The sequence below is a fragment of the Aestuariibaculum suncheonense genome (assembly GCF_014596935.1).
Taxonomy (GTDB): Bacteria; Bacteroidota; Bacteroidia; order Flavobacteriales; family Flavobacteriaceae; genus Aestuariibaculum; species Aestuariibaculum suncheonense.
This window is the reverse complement of the sequence record NZ_JACVXC010000001.1, coordinates 294183-310487: the sequence shown is the minus strand read 5'-3', so window position 1 is coordinate 310487 and position 16305 is coordinate 294183. Positions and strand designations below refer to the sequence as shown.

Below are 16305 nucleotides of genomic sequence, written 5' to 3'. Positions count from 1 at the left end.
TTACTAACAACTTAAACAATAATATTAACAGATTTGCATTATATTAGATACTAATTAATAACGCATGATTTTTACTAAATATAGTAATACACTACGCTGGGTCATTGTTGCCGCTTCTCTTATTATCGTTTCCTTGATTTTATGGAAAACTTACGAGTTTTTTCAGCATTTTAAAGAAGAAGAACGTACCAAAATGGAAAACTGGTCGTTCGCTCAAACCGAGTTTATCAACTCTGATGACGATGCTACTAACCTCGACCTGACTCTGAAAATTATGAGCAGTAACGAAACCACCCCCATGCTGGTTATTAACGAAGATGGCAGTTTAAGCAGTTTTAAAAATTTAGATGAAACTAAAATTCAGGATTCGCTTTATGTACAAAAACTCATTGCTAAATTTGCTGAGGAGAATCGTCCTATCCCTGTTAAATTGGGAAACAGTATAGCCAGTACTATTTATTATGGCAACTCACCCCTTTTAAACAAATTAAAATACTATCCGTTAGCTTTACTACTTATCGTATTCTTGTTTGGAGCTGTTATTTTCTTTTTCTATCGAAGTAATAAAAATGCCACTCAAAACAAATTGTGGTCGGGTATGGCTAAAGAAACAGCTCATCAAATCGGCACGCCTTTATCATCACTTATTGGCTGGACAGAAATCTTGAAATCTGAAAACGTCAATCCGAGTTATATTTCTGAAATTGAAAAAGATATCGACCGCTTACAAACTATAACTGAGCGCTTTAGCAAAATTGGCTCAATTCCTACCTTAGAATTAGCAGATATTAAAAAAGAGACTATAGATTCTTACGATTACTTAAAAGCGCGCACCTCGAAACTAATTGATTTTGAAATTATTGTACCGAAAGGGAGTATTTTAGTAAATTTGAACAAACAATTATATAGCTGGACAATTGAAAACCTGGTTAAAAATGCCATAGATGCCATGAAAGGCCGTGGGAAACTTACGGTTGAAATTATTCAGATTGAAAATATTGTAAAAATTAACGTAACCGATACCGGAAAAGGTATCGCCAAGAAAGACTTCAATAAAATTTTTGAACCAGGATACACTACCAAAAAACGTGGCTGGGGATTAGGACTATCGTTAACCAAACGTATTATTGAAGACTTTCATGATGGCAAGATTAAAGTTTTACGCTCTGAAAAAGATAAAGGCACAACCATACAAATAACACTTAAACGCGCTTAAGCTATGGCCGAACACTATATCAAAATAAAAGCAGTTGATCTTAACAACAATTGTCCGGAATGCTACAGTAAGGATGGGTTACGACTCACCTTTAAACAGAAGTTTGTGGAAACTAGTTTTTACAAATCCATTACATCCGATATTAAATACGAAATGGACTGCACAACCTGCAATACCCCCATTTATCCGGTAAAATGGACTGAAGATATTGAGCGTGTTTTTGAATACCACAAAAAAGCTTTCACTCCAAAACAAGCCTCGACACATTTAAAAAAGGTGACGTGGCTTGCCATTGTTTCAATTGTTTTTATTGCTGTTTGTATTGCAGCTACAGTAGTTTATAGCCTATTATAAAGCTGCTTTAATTTTCGCTACCACAGCTTCAAAATCTTCCGGAGTATGTGGCACTTTTTTAATAAAGCGCGCATCTTCCATAGTGGTTAACGGAATTAAATGCACGTGAACGTGAGGCACTTCTAAACCAATAACGGTTACCCCTACCCGTTTACACGGGATTGCTTTTTCAATGGCTATAGCCACCTTTCTGGAAAACTGCATTAAACCTGTATAAGTCACTTCATCTAAATCGAAAATCTTATCAACTTCCTGTTTCGGAATACAAAGTGTGTGACCAGAAGCATTGGGATTAACATCCAAAAACGCTAAAAACTCTTCGGTTTCAGCAATTTTATAACAAGGAATTTCTCCGTTTACTATTTTAGTGAATATTGAAGCCATAATAATTAAAAATGAGAGGTTATAAATTTAAAAGATTCCTGACTAAATTAAGACAGGAATCTTTTAAAAAACGTTGTTTTCTATGTTATTTATCTTGAAATTTCAATGATATCAAATTTCATTACGCCGTTTGGTACCTGAATTTCAGCAACATCACCAACCGATTTTCCTAATAATCCTTTTCCAATAGGTGAGTTAACCGAAATTTTACCTGCTGCTAAATTCGCTTCACTTTCCGCCACTAAGGTATAGGTCACTTCCATACCATTGGTTTGGTTTTTAATCTTCACTTTAGACAACACCAAAACCTTAGACGTATCTAACTGCGACTCGTCAATAATTCTTGCATTAGATAAGACTTCTTCTAATTTAGAAATCTTCATCTCTAATAAACCCTGTGCTTCTTTTGCAGCATCATATTCTGCATTCTCACTCAAATCTCCTTTATCTCTGGCATCAGCAATGGCTTGCGATGCTTTTGGGCGTTCTATATCTTTTAGTTGTTTTAATTCGTCTCTTAATTTCTTTAATCCTTCCGGTGTATAGTACGATACTTTACTCATAACTTCATTCATTTAATAATTAAAAATACTGTAAATGTGTCTATCGATTTTCAGCATAAAAAAAATCCCGTTTACACGAGATTGAGTAACAAATATACAAAATATTTATCTCAATTTGCTTTTTGTTGTAAATTGCAATGGAATATTTTGCGAATTTTATGAATCCTCTTTTATATATACTTAGCCTTTTTCTACTAATATCTTGTAGCAACAATTATGAAAATGAAAACTGTAAATTTCTATTAGATATCAATGTTAATCTTTCTATTGATTTAAGCTTACCAGAATACAGCCAATTGCCCTTTGCCGGCAACTCTATTTATATTCCAAATTATGGTAACGGGGGTATTATTGTAGCAAGTACCGGATTTGATTATTATGCCTGGGATGCCCGAGACCCAAACCATGAACAAAGTTCATGTTCTATTTTAGAAGAGTCTGGCTTAGAAGCAACTTGTGGTTGTAGTGATCAAAACAAATATAGCTTAGTAACCGGACAAGCTTTAGGAGACAACCCTCCTCCGTGTAGTTTGAGATTCTATTCTGTGAGAAAAAATGGGAACATCCTTTATATTTCTAACAACTAAAAAACGCCCCATAATCGGGGCGTTTTCTTTTTCATAGTAATTCTTTCCTTAAAACTTTAATGTCATCCCTAAAAGGAAATTAATTTTTGCCTGCGGATAATAAAAATTCTCGGTTATTGCATTATCATTAGATCCTTGCGGTCTGTAATAATAACTATAGGTATACCCGTTAGAAACATACTCGTTATCTAAAATATTATTTACCAAAAGATTAAACGCAATTTCTTTAATCCAGTTTGGCTTAATCTTATAAGTGGCATTAAAATTATTTACAAAATAGGCATCCATACTTTTACTATCACTTGAGGTATTGTCTAAATATTGTTTCCCTACATATTTTGAAATAAACGCCAGATTTAAGTTTTCAAGCGGCGTAAATCGAACTGTTCCTCCGGCCACAACATTTGGTGAAAACGAAATATCTGTATCCTCATAAGATGTTGTAATCGCTTCATAGGATACCGTATCCCATGTATTCGGATCGTATTGTGTATCGTAAACCACATAGTCGAAATTTTTAATTTTATTCTGACTGAAGGTTGCATTGGCATCAATACGTAACATATCTGAAAACTTATACCCAACCTGCAGCTCTACCCCTGCTCTGTAACTTTCCTTTACGTTCTCTCGAATTGGGTCTCCTACATTATCCAAATCACCTGTTAGTACCAATTGGTCTTTATAATTCATATAATACAAATTAGCAGTGGCGTAATAGTTTGGTGTTTTTAATTTATAACCAAACTCATAATCGTACAAACGCTCTGGCTGAGGCAATACCGGATTCTTTGTTAAATCGTCTCGATTTGGTTCTCTATTTGCAATTGCTAACGAACCGTAAACCGAATTATAATTGTCGATTGTATAGGTTACACCAGCTTTTGGATTGAAAAAGTTATAGGTTTCAGACACATCGATTGGGACTAAATCGGAACTTAATCCGTTAGATTTATAATCGACACCTCTGTACTGCACATCCGCAAATAAAAACCACTTATAATCTAAAGTATATTCTGCTTTTAAATACGCATTGTAATCATTTTTCTCCCCTACACTTGTATAGTAATCTGTTCGAATTGGCACAGAAACAGGAAACGAATCCCAGATTAATTCACCAAAATGATCACCATAATATTTATTGTAACCACCTCCTAAATACAGATTTAAGTTATCCTTTTTATAGTTGAAAGAAGAGACAATGGCATAAAAATCGTTATCTAACCAACGACGTCTAATGACATCTCCTTCCGCATTGGCATATGTACGCTCAGGAAAATAATCACCAACAGTCTCTCCATCTTTATACTGCTCAAAATATCCTTTTCCGCGTGTATAATTTCCTGAAAGGTTTGCTGAAAAATGGTTATCAAACTGATGCGATATATGCAACTGATAGTGTGTTTGCTCGTAATGATCAATCTCGTTATCGTAAGTATAATAATTATAGGTACGACCTGAATTTAAAAGGTTTTCAGCTTCAGCTTCCGATAAATAATTTCGATCAATAAAATCCTGAATACCATGAGTATCCCCTTTTACAACCGCTTCCGGCGTACCATACCATGACTGGTAGGTTTCTTCTTTTCCTCCGAAAACAATAGCCTTAACCGATATTTTTTCATCTAAAAATCCACCTTCAACATAATACGATGATAAATCGGATGATGCACGATCGATATAACCATCACTCATAATTTTAGACAGGCGACCTTCGGCATAAAATCCGTTTTTTAAACCAGAACCTAAACTGATGTTATGTTTACGTGTGTCGTAAGATCCTACAACATTTGTCGTGGTTGCATAACCTTCAGTTGACGGATTAAGGGTTTTTAAGTTTAAGCTCGCTCCAAAGGCTCCAGAACCATTGGTACTCGTTCCGACACCACGTTGTAGCTGAATATCTTCAACAGAACTCACAAAATCGGGCATATTTACCCAAAACGTCCCCTGACTTTCAGCATCGTTATACGGAATACCGTTAATAGTTACATTGACACGCGTCGCATCGGTACCACGAACGCGAATTCCCGTATATCCCACGCCAGCTCCGGCATCGGAGGTGGTTACTACAGACGGTAACTGATCTAGCAAAATAGGTAAATCTTGCCCCAAGTTGGTTGATTCTAAATCTTTTTTAGAAATATTAGAAAAGGCAACTGGTGTTTTATCTTTTGCTCGGGTGGCAGAGAGTAAAACTTCATCCAGTTTTTCAACTTGCGTTGAATCTTGTTGTTTCTCTTGGGCATTAACTTGAAAGGAAAATACCAAAGCAGTTAAAACAATAAAAATGTGTTTCATTACGATTATGTCTTTATAATCGAATAAAAAGAGGTTATTATTCTTAACTAATTGTGATTAAATTTTTGATAAATAAATTTATCCAAACAGCGATTTATTCGCCTCCCTAAACAGCATTACCTGTTCTAGGTTCAATGGGTATGATCTCAGCCGATATTATTGGCACCCCTTTATGAGAACGGCGCAAAGGTAAGAAGCAATTACGGATTATTTTAGTCTAAATCGGGCTTTTTTCTGTTTTCCTTTTTTAACGACTGATTCCTCTTACCTTTTAAACGTTTTTTGATCACCGATTTCGGAATTTTTGTAGGTACACGCTTTTTTTGAACTTTTAAAGCGTTTTCTATTAAATCCAGAAATCGCTCAGTAACAAGCTCTTTATTTTTATGCTGACTTCGGCTTTCAGCACATTGAAGGATTAAAAGGCCGTCATTAGTCAATCGGTTTTGAAGTTTGTATTGAAGTCTGCTTTTTTGAATGTCATTAAAAACTTCGGAACTCTGCAAATTGAACGTCAATTCCACTTTTGAAGCCACTTTATTCACATGCTGTCCACCAGCTCCAGAACTTCTTACGGCTTTAAAATTCAATTCCAATATTAGGGTGTTTTTATCAAACATTACAGGACCTGATGTGCCGGTTTTAATAAGTCGTTTACTGTTTTTACCGGATTAAACGTTGACAACGGAATTTCAACAAAAACAGAATTCCAATCCGCCATACTTCCATTCCATAAACCAGGTAATTCTAAAGCTTTTATATCGGTTCCATTTTGCGATTTAATAGTAATAAAAGCCGCTTTATGATCTACATAATCATGAAGATTAAACTTATTTCCTTTATAATCTTTTGTTCCACAAACCAAATCGGTTGGATTAAAATGTGTCGCGTTTTTTACAATCTCTTTTTGAGCCTTGTCTTCAACATTAATTTGAGCGAATTCAACAATTTGCAAAGATACATGACCTTCAGCATCTTTCACCCAAAACGGACCACCACCAGGCTCTCCTTCATTTTTAACCATCCCACAAACACGAATCGGGCGATTCAGTTTTCTATGTAAATACACTACTTTTTCAGTTAAAGGAAAATCATCGAATTCATCGTTCAATTTCACATGCATTCTATGTGTTAAAAACATGGCTATTTCCAATAATTTTTGCTCTGAAACCGACTCTTTATCCAATTCATTTAAATAATTAAACGCCTTTTCCTGAGCGTCTAATAACACACCTGCCAATAACTTTTTATAATCAGATTGCTTTTTATTCTGATCTAAAACAACAATGTTATCAATGTTCTTTATAAAAATAATATCAGCATCTAAAGCATTCAAATTCCCTAATAAAGCACCGTGACCAGCCGGTCTGAATAACAGCTTTCCTTCCGGAGTACGAAATAATTCGTTATTCGATTTTATGGCAATGGTATCGGTAGATTTACTTTGATAAGAAAATGACACGTTAAACTTCGTTCCCGTTTGATTTTCAACTTTATCCTGAATTCTATCTAATTCCTTCTGGAATTTATCGGTATGCCCTTCCGATATAGTAAAATGTAATTTCGCAATATCATTTGGAGAAGCATACAACGTAGACTCTAGTAAATGCTCATGAAACGCCGTTAAGACCTCATCTTTATATTTATGAAATGGCAACAAGCCTTTTGGATAATTGCTGTAATTTAATCCATCCTCATTCAACATGACTTTTACAAAAGCAATGTATTTTTCTTCAATTTCTAACTGACTATAATTAGAAATTTTATTTACTATTTGATCAAAAAAAGGCAATTTTTCAAGCCCATTAACAAAAACCCAGAAATTCTTATGATTTTTTAAATAATGACTTAAACGCTCTTGATCGTCGTTATATTCCTTCAAAAACTGAAAAATGAATTTAAACATGCGCGTTGCAGCACCTGAAGCAGGCACAAACTTGACAACATTTAAACCCTCCAATTTTTCGTTATACAGATTTACAAACTGCTGAATTTCGTTTTTATTAAGCTTTAAAATACCGTGATTTATAGTAGCAGCTTCAACCAAATTAGAGTATACCATTCCCGATTTGATTCGCTCAATTTGACCAATAACCTGATCCTGAGTTAGACCATGATTTTCCATTTGACGGATATCTTGATCGGTGAACATCACCTCTTTTTCTGTAATCATTAATTTTTCTTTTTCAATAGTTTATCGATATACTCCACTGCAGTTTCTAATCGTTCCTTTTTACCGCCGCTTAGCAATACAAAAGGCCGATTATTTTCTACTAAAGCATTGTGAAAAGCTTCAAACATAGTCTCTCTGTCATTTGGCTTGTCTCTTAAATCATCTGCTTCCCATGGGATATCAATATTAGTTAAAAAATATAAATTGTACGTATTTTCTAATGCATATTTTTCTAAAACTGGGTCGCAATACCCTAAATAATACGCTTCAGAGTACACTTTAGTTTCCAGTAAATCTGTATCACAAATTAAAATATCATCTACTTTTTTAGCCAATTCATTTTCTAACTTTATTTGTCCTTTGGCTATTGGCAGTAAATCGTTTGGTTCACAGGTTTTACGTTCGTTATTCCATTTATCTTGCAAATATTCCCGAGCATATTCCGGGACCCAAACCGAATTATAATACCTTGCCAATTGTCTTGACAAAGTTGTTTTTCCTGTAGATTCGGGTCCAAACAATACTACTTTTATGCAGTTGCTAGGTTGTTGTTTAAAGTCTTCTTCCATGCTTTATAACCATAAATGGCGATTACCGTAAATAGGAGATATTGAAACGAAGTAAAAATTAACCCTTTATAAAAATATAACGGTACCGAAATAATATCTCCGATAATCCAATACGTCCAGTTTTCTAATTTTTTTTTAGCCATAAGCCACATACCAACAAAAAATATGGCCGTCGTTAATGTATCTATATAAGCGGTCCAAGTATTAAATTTATCATTCAAGTCATAGACAATCACAACAAATAAAGTGGTCAACACAAAAATGGCTATACTCCATATATGTTCCTTTTTGGTCATTTTTGTTACAGGAACTTCCTGGTTTTGGTCATCTTTCCTACTCCAATAATACCAACCGTAAATACTCATAATAAAATAATACGCATTGATAAGCATATCACCTAAAAGGCCAAACACACACAGAATATAAACAAAAATTGACGTACTTATTATACCTGTTGGATAAACCAGTATATTTTCCTGTTTAGAATACCATACACTTAAAAAGCCAAAGAAAACTCCGAGTAATTCAAGTACAATGAGATGAGTGTCTACATCTTGATATTGCGAAAACAACCAATTAAAAATGTGGCTCATAATCGTGACGATCAGATTTTACAATCTTTATATACAATAATCCACGCTCCATCAATTCAAAAACTTCTTTTATTTCTGAAGTCAGCAAACGCATAACTTCATCATAATCGCCATAAATCTGCGTACTTAAAGGATTTTCCAAAACTGTTAAATCGGAAGCCCTTAATTTTTTTATAAAATGAATGATGGCAGGCTCGTAATCGTCATGTAAAGGTGTTAGCGTAAGTTCTACTGATATTTTCATGGAGAATTATTTAAGGCCTTAAAAGTACTACCTTTTAAATCAAGAGAAAAATTAAGATTCAGGATAGTACAGGACAGATTTATTATATGTAAAATTTACATTTGATTAAAACCAACCTATTGCCATTAAACTTTTCATAGCTCCCAAAGTCTTAAAACAAAACCCAACTCACTATAAACCAAATAACTGACTTAAATAATTTACTAAAATGTTATATTCAGAAAAAATCAAACTCTCAAACATATTCTCAATTTTATCAACTTTATTTTTATTTAATATTTCCATTTTTGCTCAAAACCAAATGGAAGATTTAGATCGCGGTACCTTGGCGGTTAGAACAAATGAAAATGAAGTTTTAATAAGCTGGCGTATTTTAGCTCCCGAATTTGAAACCGCGTCATACAATATTTACCGTGGATCTAAAAAACTGAACGACAACCCGATAACTGGAGCAAGCAATTATGTAGATAAGACAACCTTATCTGAATCCTACAGTATTTCTGCAATAATTAACGGCAAAGAGCAGGAAAAATCTCAACCCGTAATAGCCTGGGATAATATTTACAAAACCATTTCCATAACTGCTCCTGAAGGAGGAGTTTCTCCTGATGGACGAGAATATAAATATACTGCCAATGATGCTTCTGTTGGAGATTTAGATGGCGACGGACAATATGAAATTGTATTAAAATGGGAACCTACAAACTCCCACGACAACTCTCATCGAGGGTATACAGGAAACACCTTTTTACAAGGTATTGAGTTTGATGGCACTGTTTTATGGACTATCGATTTAGGAAGAAATATTCGTTCAGGGGCACACTATACGCAATTTATAGTTTATGATTTAGATGGTGATGGAAAAGCTGAAATTGCATGCAAAACCGCCGATGGTACAACAGATGGAAAAGGAAAGATTCTAGGAAACCCTGATGCGGACTTTAGAAATGAAAGAGGTTATATTTTAGAAGGACCGGAGTATTTAAGTATATTTTCTGGAGAAACTGGAGCATCCATAACCACCGAATCTTATAATCCTCCACGTGGTAATATTGCCGATTGGGGGGATCGTTATGGCAATCGTGTTGATCGTTTTTTAGCCTGTGTTGCTTATTTAGATGGGAAACACCCTTCTTTAGTATTTACCAGAGGTTATTATACGCGCTCTGTAATCGCTGCTTACGATTTTAAAAACAAAAAATTAAAAAGCCGTTGGGTATTTGACACGAATACCAAAGGTAACGAAGCATATTTTGGTCAAGGTAACCACAATTTAGCAGTTGGCGATTTAGACGGTGATGGTTTTGATGAAATTCAGTTTGGCTCATGTGCTATTGATCATGATGGCACAGGATTATATTCTACAGAATTCGGACATGGCGATGCGGCTCATTTGGGTGATTTCGATCCCAACCGCAAAGGGTTAGAATATTTTATGTGCCACGAAGAAGCCAATGGAATAAACATTCCTGCTATCGATTTTAGAGATCCAAAAACCGGAGAAGTGTTATGGAGCATAAAAGGTGCTGGTGATTTTGGTCGTGGAGTTACAGCCGATATTGATCCTAATCATTTAGGCGCTGAAAGCTGGGCTTCTAATGGTTCGGGGATTCACAATATTAAAGGTGAGGTTATTTCAACCATTTACCCTACTGCCGGGCGACGTGGGGCAAGTTGGAATATGTTAGGTTGGTGGGATGGAGATTTGCTTCGCGAAATTGTTGACAAAACCGTCATTACCAAATGGAATCCTGAAAAAAAATCTACCGACGTACTTCTTCAAGCTTACGATTATGATGGCATGAGATTAAGAAGCAACAATGGAACAAAGTCTAATCCATGCTTAATTGCCGATATTTTAGGTGACTGGCGCGAAGAAGTTATTTGGAGAAACGAAGATAATACTGAGCTTGTTATCTTTTCAACACCGTATCCAACCGAACACCGAATTTTCACGTTGATGCACGACCCTCTATATCGTGTCAGCATTGCGTGGCAGAATGTGGGTTATAATCAACCAGCGCACACTAGTTTTTATTTAGGGTATGATATGGAAAAACCTAAAACACCGAATGTAGGAATTGTAAGAAAAACTAAGAAATAAGTTAGTTAAGATAAACTCAAGACCTATTCTCTGATAGACTAAATCTGATAATTTAGAGACTCTCGATATTTATCGCAAAATTAATTTGCGCCTCATAATATGAAATGCTCAAAGTGGAATTCAATTGAATTTAATTATCAGACTTTAACTCATTAAAAAATGCTTCATCCTGTTCAAAAGCAGTACCAATAACCACCATATCCGCGCCAGCGTTGTAAGCTAATTGTAATTGCTCTTTGGTTCGAATGCCTCCACCAACAATTAAAGGGATGTTTAAATCTGTTTTAACAGAAGAAATAATGTCTGGGGCAATCGAATGTATTGCCCCGCTGCCAGCTTCCAGATAAATTAATTTCATGCCAAGAAGTTCACCTGCTTTTGCCGTATCAACAATGTTTTGAATATCTGCTCTGGGCATAGGCTTGGTTTCTGTTACCCGCTGAACTGCCGTTTCCTTCCCATTTTCAATTAAAAGATAACCTGTTGGAATAACTTCTAAATCTAAACTACGTAGCTTGGAAACAGATTCAACATGTTTCCCGATGAGATATTCCGGATCCCTTCCTGAAATTAAACTTAAAAACAAAAGTGCATCAGCTTTCTCAGTGATCTGAGTAACATCTCCTGGAAATAACACGACAGGTAAATTTGAACACCTTTTTATCGCTTCAACTAAAATATCGGTCTCCTCATCTTCAACCGTACTTCCACCAACAAAAATATGAGTCGCTAACGAGTCATTTACTTTTGCCATGAAATCCGGAAGCGATTCAACAGCAAACTTATCCGGATCAATTAAAACGGCTAGTAACTTTTTACCCGAATCAATAGCCGAAAGTATGTTTTTATAAACCGCACTCATTTAAGCCATCGCATAGGCACAGGTAAAACCTTCAAACTCTAAAAACTGAACGTTGTATCTGTGTTTTTTATCTTCGTAATCAATCCATGCTACGGTTTCATTCTGATTGTCTGAGGCAGGAATCATCAAGCAGTGCTGTTTGAAGCTTAATCCAGGTGTTGCAAAAAGTTTATATAACGATTCTTTCACACACCAAATGATAGTTAGCTTATTAATGTAATCTTCAGAGTTTTCATCTAAATAATTGTACTCATAATCGATAAATTTATGAGCAATCACCTGAATTTTATCTCGTTGTTTTTCAATATCAATACCAATAATACCATCACTAACAATTACTGCCGAAAATTGAAACGAATGCGTAATTGAAATCTGCTTACCATCCTTTAAATGTGGTTTACCATTTTCATCGTAAAATAAATCAGAATCTGTATACCCGAAAGCCTTTAAAAGGTGCCTAACACTTAAAAATCCGCGTTGATGCATTTCACTTTTCATCGCTAAAACCCGATTCAAACTTTCTGGTTTTAAGGCTAATCCCTGTAATAAATCATCAAACGACTCTGTTATTTTCCAGATTTTAACAGTAGTTTGTGAATTTGGAGTAATGGTTTTATAAAGAGGCATTTAATATTCTAAAAGTTATAGTTATCTTTGCACCGCCTAAGGCAATTTTACATTCTTGACAGGCGAATTTAACTATTTATGTTTTAATCACAAGAATGTTTAGTTTTAAAAACAAAACAAAGTATTGATATGAGTACAAAAACAATTCCTTACGTAGCACATAAAGTAAAAGATATGTCGCTTGCAGACTGGGGTAGAAAAGAAATAGAATTAGCCGAAGCTGAAATGCCGGGATTAATGAGTTTACGTGAGGAGTATGGTGCTTCTCAACCTTTAAAAGGAGCTCGTATTGCCGGATGTTTACACATGACTATTCAAACGGCTGTATTAATTGAAACGTTACAGGCTTTAGGTGCCGAAGTAACCTGGAGTTCTTGTAACATTTTCTCAACTCAAGATCAGGCTGCTGCTGCTATTGCTGCTGCTGGAACTGCTGTTTACGCATGGAAAGGGATGAACGAAGAAGAATTCGACTGGTGTATCGAGCAAACCCTTTTCTTTGGTGAAGATAGAAAACCATTAAACATGATTCTTGATGATGGTGGTGACTTAACCAATATGGTTTTAGATAAATATCCAGAATTAGCTGCTGGAATTAAAGGTTTATCTGAAGAAACAACCACAGGAGTTCACAGACTTTACGAGCGTGTACAAAACGGAACATTACCAATGCCTGCTATTAACGTAAACGACTCGGTAACCAAATCTAAATTCGATAACAAATACGGATGTAAAGAAAGCGCTGTAGATGCGATTCGTCGCGCTACCGACGTGATGCTTGCAGGAAAACGTGTTGTTGTTTGTGGTTATGGCGATGTTGGTAAAGGAACTGCTGCTTCATTTAAAGGTGCAGGAAGTATTGTTACTGTAACAGAAATCGACCCAATATGTGCGTTACAAGCGGCTATGGACGGTTACGAAGTTAAAAAATTAGAAACCGTTGTTGGTAATGCTGATATTGTAATTACAACAACTGGAAATAAAGATATTGTAAGAGCTGAACACTTTAAAGCGATGAAAGACAAAACCATCGTTTGTAATATTGGACACTTCGACAATGAAATCCAAATGGCTTGGTTAAACCAAAACTACGGTAACACTAAAGTTGAAATCAAACCTCAGGTTGATAAGTACAACCTAGACGGTAAGGATATTATCATCCTAGCCGAAGGTCGTTTAGTGAACCTTGGTTGTGCAACAGGACACCCAAGTTTTGTAATGAGTAACTCATTCACAAACCAAACTTTAGCGCAAATCGAACTTTGGACCAATGCTGAAGCTTACGGAAACGAAGTTTATATGCTACCTAAACACTTAGACGAGAAAGTTGCCAAATTACACTTAGCTAAAATTGGTGTTGAGCTTACCGAACTTAGCGAAGAGCAAGCTAAGTACATTGGTGTAACCGTTGAAGGCCCTTACAAACCAGAACACTACAGATACTAAAAACTGTCATGCTGAATTTATTTCAGCATCTTACATAAACATAAAATCCCGAGCAACAAGGCTTGGGATTTTTTTATTTTGAGCAATTGCTAAGTTGCCAAGTTTTCCGCTTTATCTTTTCTTCGTACTGAATGTATTTCAGCATTTCAAAAAAGTATGCCGCTGCAATCATTATTGCATTGTTTTATTCTTCAATCATATCCTCTTCAAAATACCACCACAGACTGGAGTCAATCGCGGATTTCATTTTGTTGATATCGACATCGTCCTTCAAAAAGACCGTGAGATTTTCGTTCGCACGATTTTGACCTACCGTCTCCTCTATTTCTACTAGTTCTATCTCATTAAATCGCTCTAAATGAATTTTTATCTTTTCATCTAATGATTCATCTCCTAAAAAAATTTTAATGATTTGCTGATTTGGGGAATTTCTAATTTCAGATCTAAAAGGAAGTTGCATTGTCTTATGGTTTAGCAGATAATTGGCTTTAAATTAATCAATTATTCCGAAAAAGTCAATTAAAAAAGAATTATACACCCAACGTTTACAAATTAACATTAAAAGTAGCTATTAATTTAAATGTGTTAGTTTTAACATTGCCACTTACCATAGTTTCATATTTATTGACATCAGACAACCCAAGTTCATTTCTCAATTGTAAAGTAATATCGAAATTATCATTCAAGTAAAAAGTTCTTCCAAGTCCTAAGGCCAATCCAAAATTATAATCTTCAAAATCTATAAATAATGGCATATAACCACTTGGATTTCCCTTATTAAAATAATTTAGAAACCCTCCCCCTTCTAAAAAGTAAAGTTTTTTATTTCCAAATTTATACCGCATCAATAAGGGAATATTAAAAAAGTCATAACTCTCTTTTACTGTACCTTCATAACTTGAATAGCCTCCATAATAATAAACACCTCTTTCCTTTTTCCATCTTTCATAATTAAAAGCTGTAATTACTGACAAGGAAGAAGTTACACAAACCTCAAAATTTACTCCCAATACAGGAACTAACTCAAATTTATTATCTGGTTGGTCATAATCAAATCCTCTCAAACTTGATATCTGTCCGCCAATATTAGCGCCAATTTTAAAATTTGATTGGGAAAAACATTTATAAAAACTGATGATAGCACCAGCAACAAAGTGAAAATTCTCTTTCTCATTATAAGATTTCACATAATTATTTGCATATATAAGCAAAAAAGCCTTCTCTTAAGTAGAGAAGGCCTTAAAACATTCAAAAAAACTAACTAATCCACTAACTTAAGTAAACCTAAGTCGTGATATAAAAATGTTTTGTTATCACTCATAGATACAAACAATCCGTTTGGAAATTTACTACCTAAAGCGGTGTTAGTAACATCGCAACCATCAGTTTCAACAGTTCCCAAATTAATTTCCTTAACAAACACATTCGTTTTTAAATCGAACACGTTAAACGTATGTGCCTGCTGATTCGATACGATTAAAAAGCCTTTATCGACATATTTAGCTATGGCAATCCCTTCGATATCTGATTTAAAATGTTCGCTACCAAACAAACTGATTTCCTCATCACCACCTTCTGGGTTGGCATAGTATTTTCTAATGCCAACACCTTCATCTGAATAATACACATATCCTGAAGCATCATCAACAGCTATAGCTTCAATTTCTTTTTGTCCGCTAAAGGCTCCTACTTTTCTAAGCAAGTTTGCTTTTACACCTAAAGAATCAGACATCAATTCGTATTGATGTAAATACCCTTCGGTTGGTCCTGCTTTTCGACTTACAAAAAAGGAAATAGTTCCGTTTTTCGGATTTTTATAAATTGAAACACCCATTGGTCGTTTCATCTCTACATCAGTTTCATCGGCGAATACTTTAAAACCGCCATCATCCAAAGGCGTCATATCTGGCACCGAGTACACTCTTACCTGATGCTTTTCTCTTTCAGTAAATACCATAATGTCGGTTTCGGTAGAATCGTTTAGTTTAAAACCGTATTCCACATCTACATTATTCGGATAACTTACACCGGTTAAACTTTTTTCCTGAATTATTTTTCCGTCAAGATTAAACGCATACACACCGCCATTTACCTCATCTTTATCCGTTCCGAACACAATACTTTGCTCCGGATTGACTTTATTCACCCAAATCGCAGGGTCGTCGGTATCATGAGGTGTAGTTTCTGTTATTATTGTAGCTTTAATTTCTGGTAGTTTAGGTCCGCAGCTAACCATTAACGCTGCGACACCTAAAACTAAATTTATTTTTAATTTCATCATCTAT

Annotated in this window: 18 protein-coding genes; 5 read left to right on the top strand and 13 right to left on the bottom strand. The window is 35.1% G+C overall.

The window, feature by feature from the left end; all coding sequences use genetic code 11:
• Positions 1 to 64 precede the first annotated feature (64 nt).
• Both ICJ84_RS01335 and ICJ84_RS01330 read left to right on the top strand, forming a co-directional pair.
• A complete protein-coding gene (locus tag ICJ84_RS01335) occupies positions 65 to 1216 on the top strand; it encodes a sensor histidine kinase (RefSeq protein WP_188214563.1) in 1152 nt (383 codons plus the stop codon).
• 3 nt (positions 1217 to 1219) lie between these two features.
• Entirely contained in the window at positions 1220 to 1570 is a 351-nt protein-coding gene (locus tag ICJ84_RS01330; RefSeq protein ID WP_188214562.1) for a hypothetical protein, read from the top strand.
• On the opposite strand, the gene ICJ84_RS01325 is transcribed toward ICJ84_RS01330, so the two are convergent.
• Positions 1565 to 1954: an HIT family protein gene (locus ICJ84_RS01325; RefSeq protein WP_188214561.1), complete on the bottom strand. Its 390-nt coding sequence runs from the start codon at positions 1952 to 1954 to the stop codon at positions 1565 to 1567. The two genes, ICJ84_RS01330 and ICJ84_RS01325, sit on opposite strands and share 6 nt — an antisense overlap.
• Before the next feature lie 89 nt (positions 1955 to 2043).
• Complete coding sequence (gene greA / locus ICJ84_RS01320) at positions 2044 to 2517, bottom strand: transcription elongation factor GreA (protein WP_188214560.1); 474 nt, start codon at positions 2515 to 2517, stop codon at positions 2044 to 2046.
• A 158-nt stretch (positions 2518 to 2675) separates the two neighbouring features.
• Here greA and ICJ84_RS01315 point away from each other — a divergent pair, with 158 nt between their 5' ends.
• Positions 2676 to 3104 (top strand): Rieske (2Fe-2S) protein, encoded by a 429-nt coding sequence (locus tag ICJ84_RS01315; protein ID WP_188214559.1) that lies wholly within the window; start codon positions 2676 to 2678, stop codon positions 3102 to 3104.
• 48 nt (positions 3105 to 3152) lie between these two features.
• On the opposite strand, the gene ICJ84_RS01310 is transcribed toward ICJ84_RS01315, so the two are convergent.
• From ICJ84_RS01310 to ICJ84_RS01285, 6 genes are all read right to left on the bottom strand, one after another.
• Entirely contained in the window at positions 3153 to 5402 is a 2250-nt protein-coding gene (locus ICJ84_RS01310; protein WP_188214558.1) for a TonB-dependent receptor, read from the bottom strand.
• 212 nt (positions 5403 to 5614) lie between these two features.
• A complete protein-coding gene (gene arfB, locus ICJ84_RS01305; protein WP_188214557.1) occupies positions 5615 to 6022 on the bottom strand; it encodes an alternative ribosome rescue aminoacyl-tRNA hydrolase ArfB in 408 nt (135 codons plus the stop codon).
• Positions 6022 to 7575 carry a DUF4301 family protein gene (locus ICJ84_RS01300; protein ID WP_241748658.1) on the bottom strand — a complete coding sequence of 518 codons (1554 nt, stop codon included), beginning with the start codon at positions 7573 to 7575 and terminating at the stop codon, positions 6022 to 6024. Before ICJ84_RS01300 ends, arfB begins: the two co-directional genes overlap by 1 nt.
• Complete coding sequence (locus ICJ84_RS01295) at positions 7575 to 8144, bottom strand: AAA family ATPase (protein WP_188214556.1); 570 nt, start codon at positions 8142 to 8144, stop codon at positions 7575 to 7577. Before ICJ84_RS01295 ends, ICJ84_RS01300 begins: the two co-directional genes overlap by 1 nt.
• On the bottom strand, positions 8105 to 8737 hold the full coding sequence (gene pnuC, locus ICJ84_RS01290; protein WP_188214555.1) for a nicotinamide riboside transporter PnuC: 633 nt from the start codon (positions 8735 to 8737) through the stop codon (positions 8105 to 8107). Before pnuC ends, ICJ84_RS01295 begins: the two co-directional genes overlap by 40 nt.
• Positions 8721 to 8981 carry a thiamine-binding protein gene (locus ICJ84_RS01285; protein ID WP_188214554.1) on the bottom strand — a complete coding sequence of 87 codons (261 nt, stop codon included), beginning with the start codon at positions 8979 to 8981 and terminating at the stop codon, positions 8721 to 8723. The genes pnuC and ICJ84_RS01285 overlap by 17 nt, the downstream gene beginning before the upstream one ends.
• A gap of 301 nt (positions 8982 to 9282) precedes the next feature.
• Between ICJ84_RS01285 and ICJ84_RS01280 the strand changes: the two genes are divergently transcribed.
• Positions 9283 to 11085: a rhamnogalacturonan lyase gene (locus ICJ84_RS01280; protein WP_188214553.1), complete on the top strand. Its 1803-nt coding sequence runs from the start codon at positions 9283 to 9285 to the stop codon at positions 11083 to 11085.
• A gap of 130 nt (positions 11086 to 11215) precedes the next feature.
• Here the strand turns inward: ICJ84_RS01280 and ICJ84_RS01275 are convergent, their stop codons facing one another.
• Entirely contained in the window at positions 11216 to 11947 is a 732-nt protein-coding gene (locus ICJ84_RS01275) for a phosphoglycerol geranylgeranyltransferase (protein WP_188214552.1), read from the bottom strand.
• Positions 11948 to 12574 (bottom strand): 4'-phosphopantetheinyl transferase family protein, encoded by a 627-nt coding sequence (locus ICJ84_RS01270; RefSeq protein WP_188214551.1) that lies wholly within the window; start codon positions 12572 to 12574, stop codon positions 11948 to 11950.
• Between the two features lie 129 nt (positions 12575 to 12703).
• Here ICJ84_RS01270 and ahcY point away from each other — a divergent pair, with 129 nt between their 5' ends.
• Positions 12704 to 14020 (top strand): adenosylhomocysteinase, encoded by a 1317-nt coding sequence (ahcY, locus tag ICJ84_RS01265; RefSeq protein WP_188214550.1) that lies wholly within the window; start codon positions 12704 to 12706, stop codon positions 14018 to 14020.
• Between the two features lie 184 nt (positions 14021 to 14204).
• Here the strand turns inward: ahcY and ICJ84_RS01260 are convergent, their stop codons facing one another.
• The 3 genes from ICJ84_RS01260 to ICJ84_RS01250 all read right to left on the bottom strand — a co-directional run bounded on the left by ICJ84_RS01260 (position 14205) and on the right by ICJ84_RS01250 (position 16298).
• The gene (locus tag ICJ84_RS01260; protein ID WP_188214549.1) at positions 14205 to 14480 is read right to left on the bottom strand and encodes a hypothetical protein; all 276 of its coding nucleotides are present in this window, start codon (positions 14478 to 14480) and stop codon (positions 14205 to 14207) included.
• An 85-nt stretch (positions 14481 to 14565) separates the two neighbouring features.
• Positions 14566 to 15207, bottom strand: a complete 642-nt coding sequence (locus tag ICJ84_RS01255) for a porin family protein (protein WP_188214548.1) — start codon at positions 15205 to 15207, stop codon at positions 14566 to 14568.
• Between the two features lie 74 nt (positions 15208 to 15281).
• Positions 15282 to 16298 carry a phytase gene (locus ICJ84_RS01250; RefSeq protein WP_188214547.1) on the bottom strand — a complete coding sequence of 339 codons (1017 nt, stop codon included), beginning with the start codon at positions 16296 to 16298 and terminating at the stop codon, positions 15282 to 15284.
• Between the last annotated feature and the right edge of the window lie 7 nt (positions 16299 to 16305).

Bases quoted from the DNA above. Each gene is read 5' to 3' on its own strand.
- ICJ84_RS01295 (WP_188214556.1), bottom strand. From the start codon at position 8,144: ATGGAAGAAGACTTTAAACAACAACCTAGCAACTGCATAAAAGTAGTA.
- greA (WP_188214560.1), bottom strand. From the start codon at position 2,517: ATGAGTAAAGTATCGTACTATACACCGGAAGGATTAAAGAAATTAAGA.
- ICJ84_RS01310 (WP_188214558.1), bottom strand. From the start codon at position 5,402: ATGAAACACATTTTTATTGTTTTAACTGCTTTGGTATTTTCCTTTCAA.
- ICJ84_RS01325 (WP_188214561.1), bottom strand. From the start codon at position 1,954: ATGGCTTCAATATTCACTAAAATAGTAAACGGAGAAATTCCTTGTTAT.
- ICJ84_RS01315 (WP_188214559.1), top strand. From the start codon at position 2,676: ATGAATCCTCTTTTATATATACTTAGCCTTTTTCTACTAATATCTTGT.
- ICJ84_RS01285 (WP_188214554.1), bottom strand. From the start codon at position 8,981: ATGAAAATATCAGTAGAACTTACGCTAACACCTTTACATGACGATTAC.
- arfB (WP_188214557.1), bottom strand. From the start codon at position 6,022: ATGTTTGATAAAAACACCCTAATATTGGAATTGAATTTTAAAGCCGTA.
- ICJ84_RS01270 (WP_188214551.1), bottom strand. From the start codon at position 12,574: ATGCCTCTTTATAAAACCATTACTCCAAATTCACAAACTACTGTTAAA.
- ICJ84_RS01280 (WP_188214553.1), top strand. From the start codon at position 9,283: ATGGAAGATTTAGATCGCGGTACCTTGGCGGTTAGAACAAATGAAAAT.
- ICJ84_RS01300 (WP_241748658.1), bottom strand. From the start codon at position 7,575: ATGATTACAGAAAAAGAGGTGATGTTCACCGATCAAGATATCCGTCAA.
- ICJ84_RS01275 (WP_188214552.1), bottom strand. From the start codon at position 11,947: ATGAGTGCGGTTTATAAAAACATACTTTCGGCTATTGATTCGGGTAAA.
- pnuC (WP_188214555.1), bottom strand. From the start codon at position 8,737: ATGAGCCACATTTTTAATTGGTTGTTTTCGCAATATCAAGATGTAGAC.
- ICJ84_RS01250 (WP_188214547.1), bottom strand. From the start codon at position 16,298: ATGAAATTAAAAATAAATTTAGTTTTAGGTGTCGCAGCGTTAATGGTT.
- ICJ84_RS01330 (WP_188214562.1), top strand. From the start codon at position 1,220: ATGGCCGAACACTATATCAAAATAAAAGCAGTTGATCTTAACAACAAT.
- ahcY (WP_188214550.1), top strand. From the start codon at position 12,704: ATGAGTACAAAAACAATTCCTTACGTAGCACATAAAGTAAAAGATATG.
- ICJ84_RS01335 (WP_188214563.1), top strand. From the start codon at position 65: ATGATTTTTACTAAATATAGTAATACACTACGCTGGGTCATTGTTGCC.
- ICJ84_RS01260 (WP_188214549.1), bottom strand. From the start codon at position 14,480: ATGCAACTTCCTTTTAGATCTGAAATTAGAAATTCCCCAAATCAGCAA.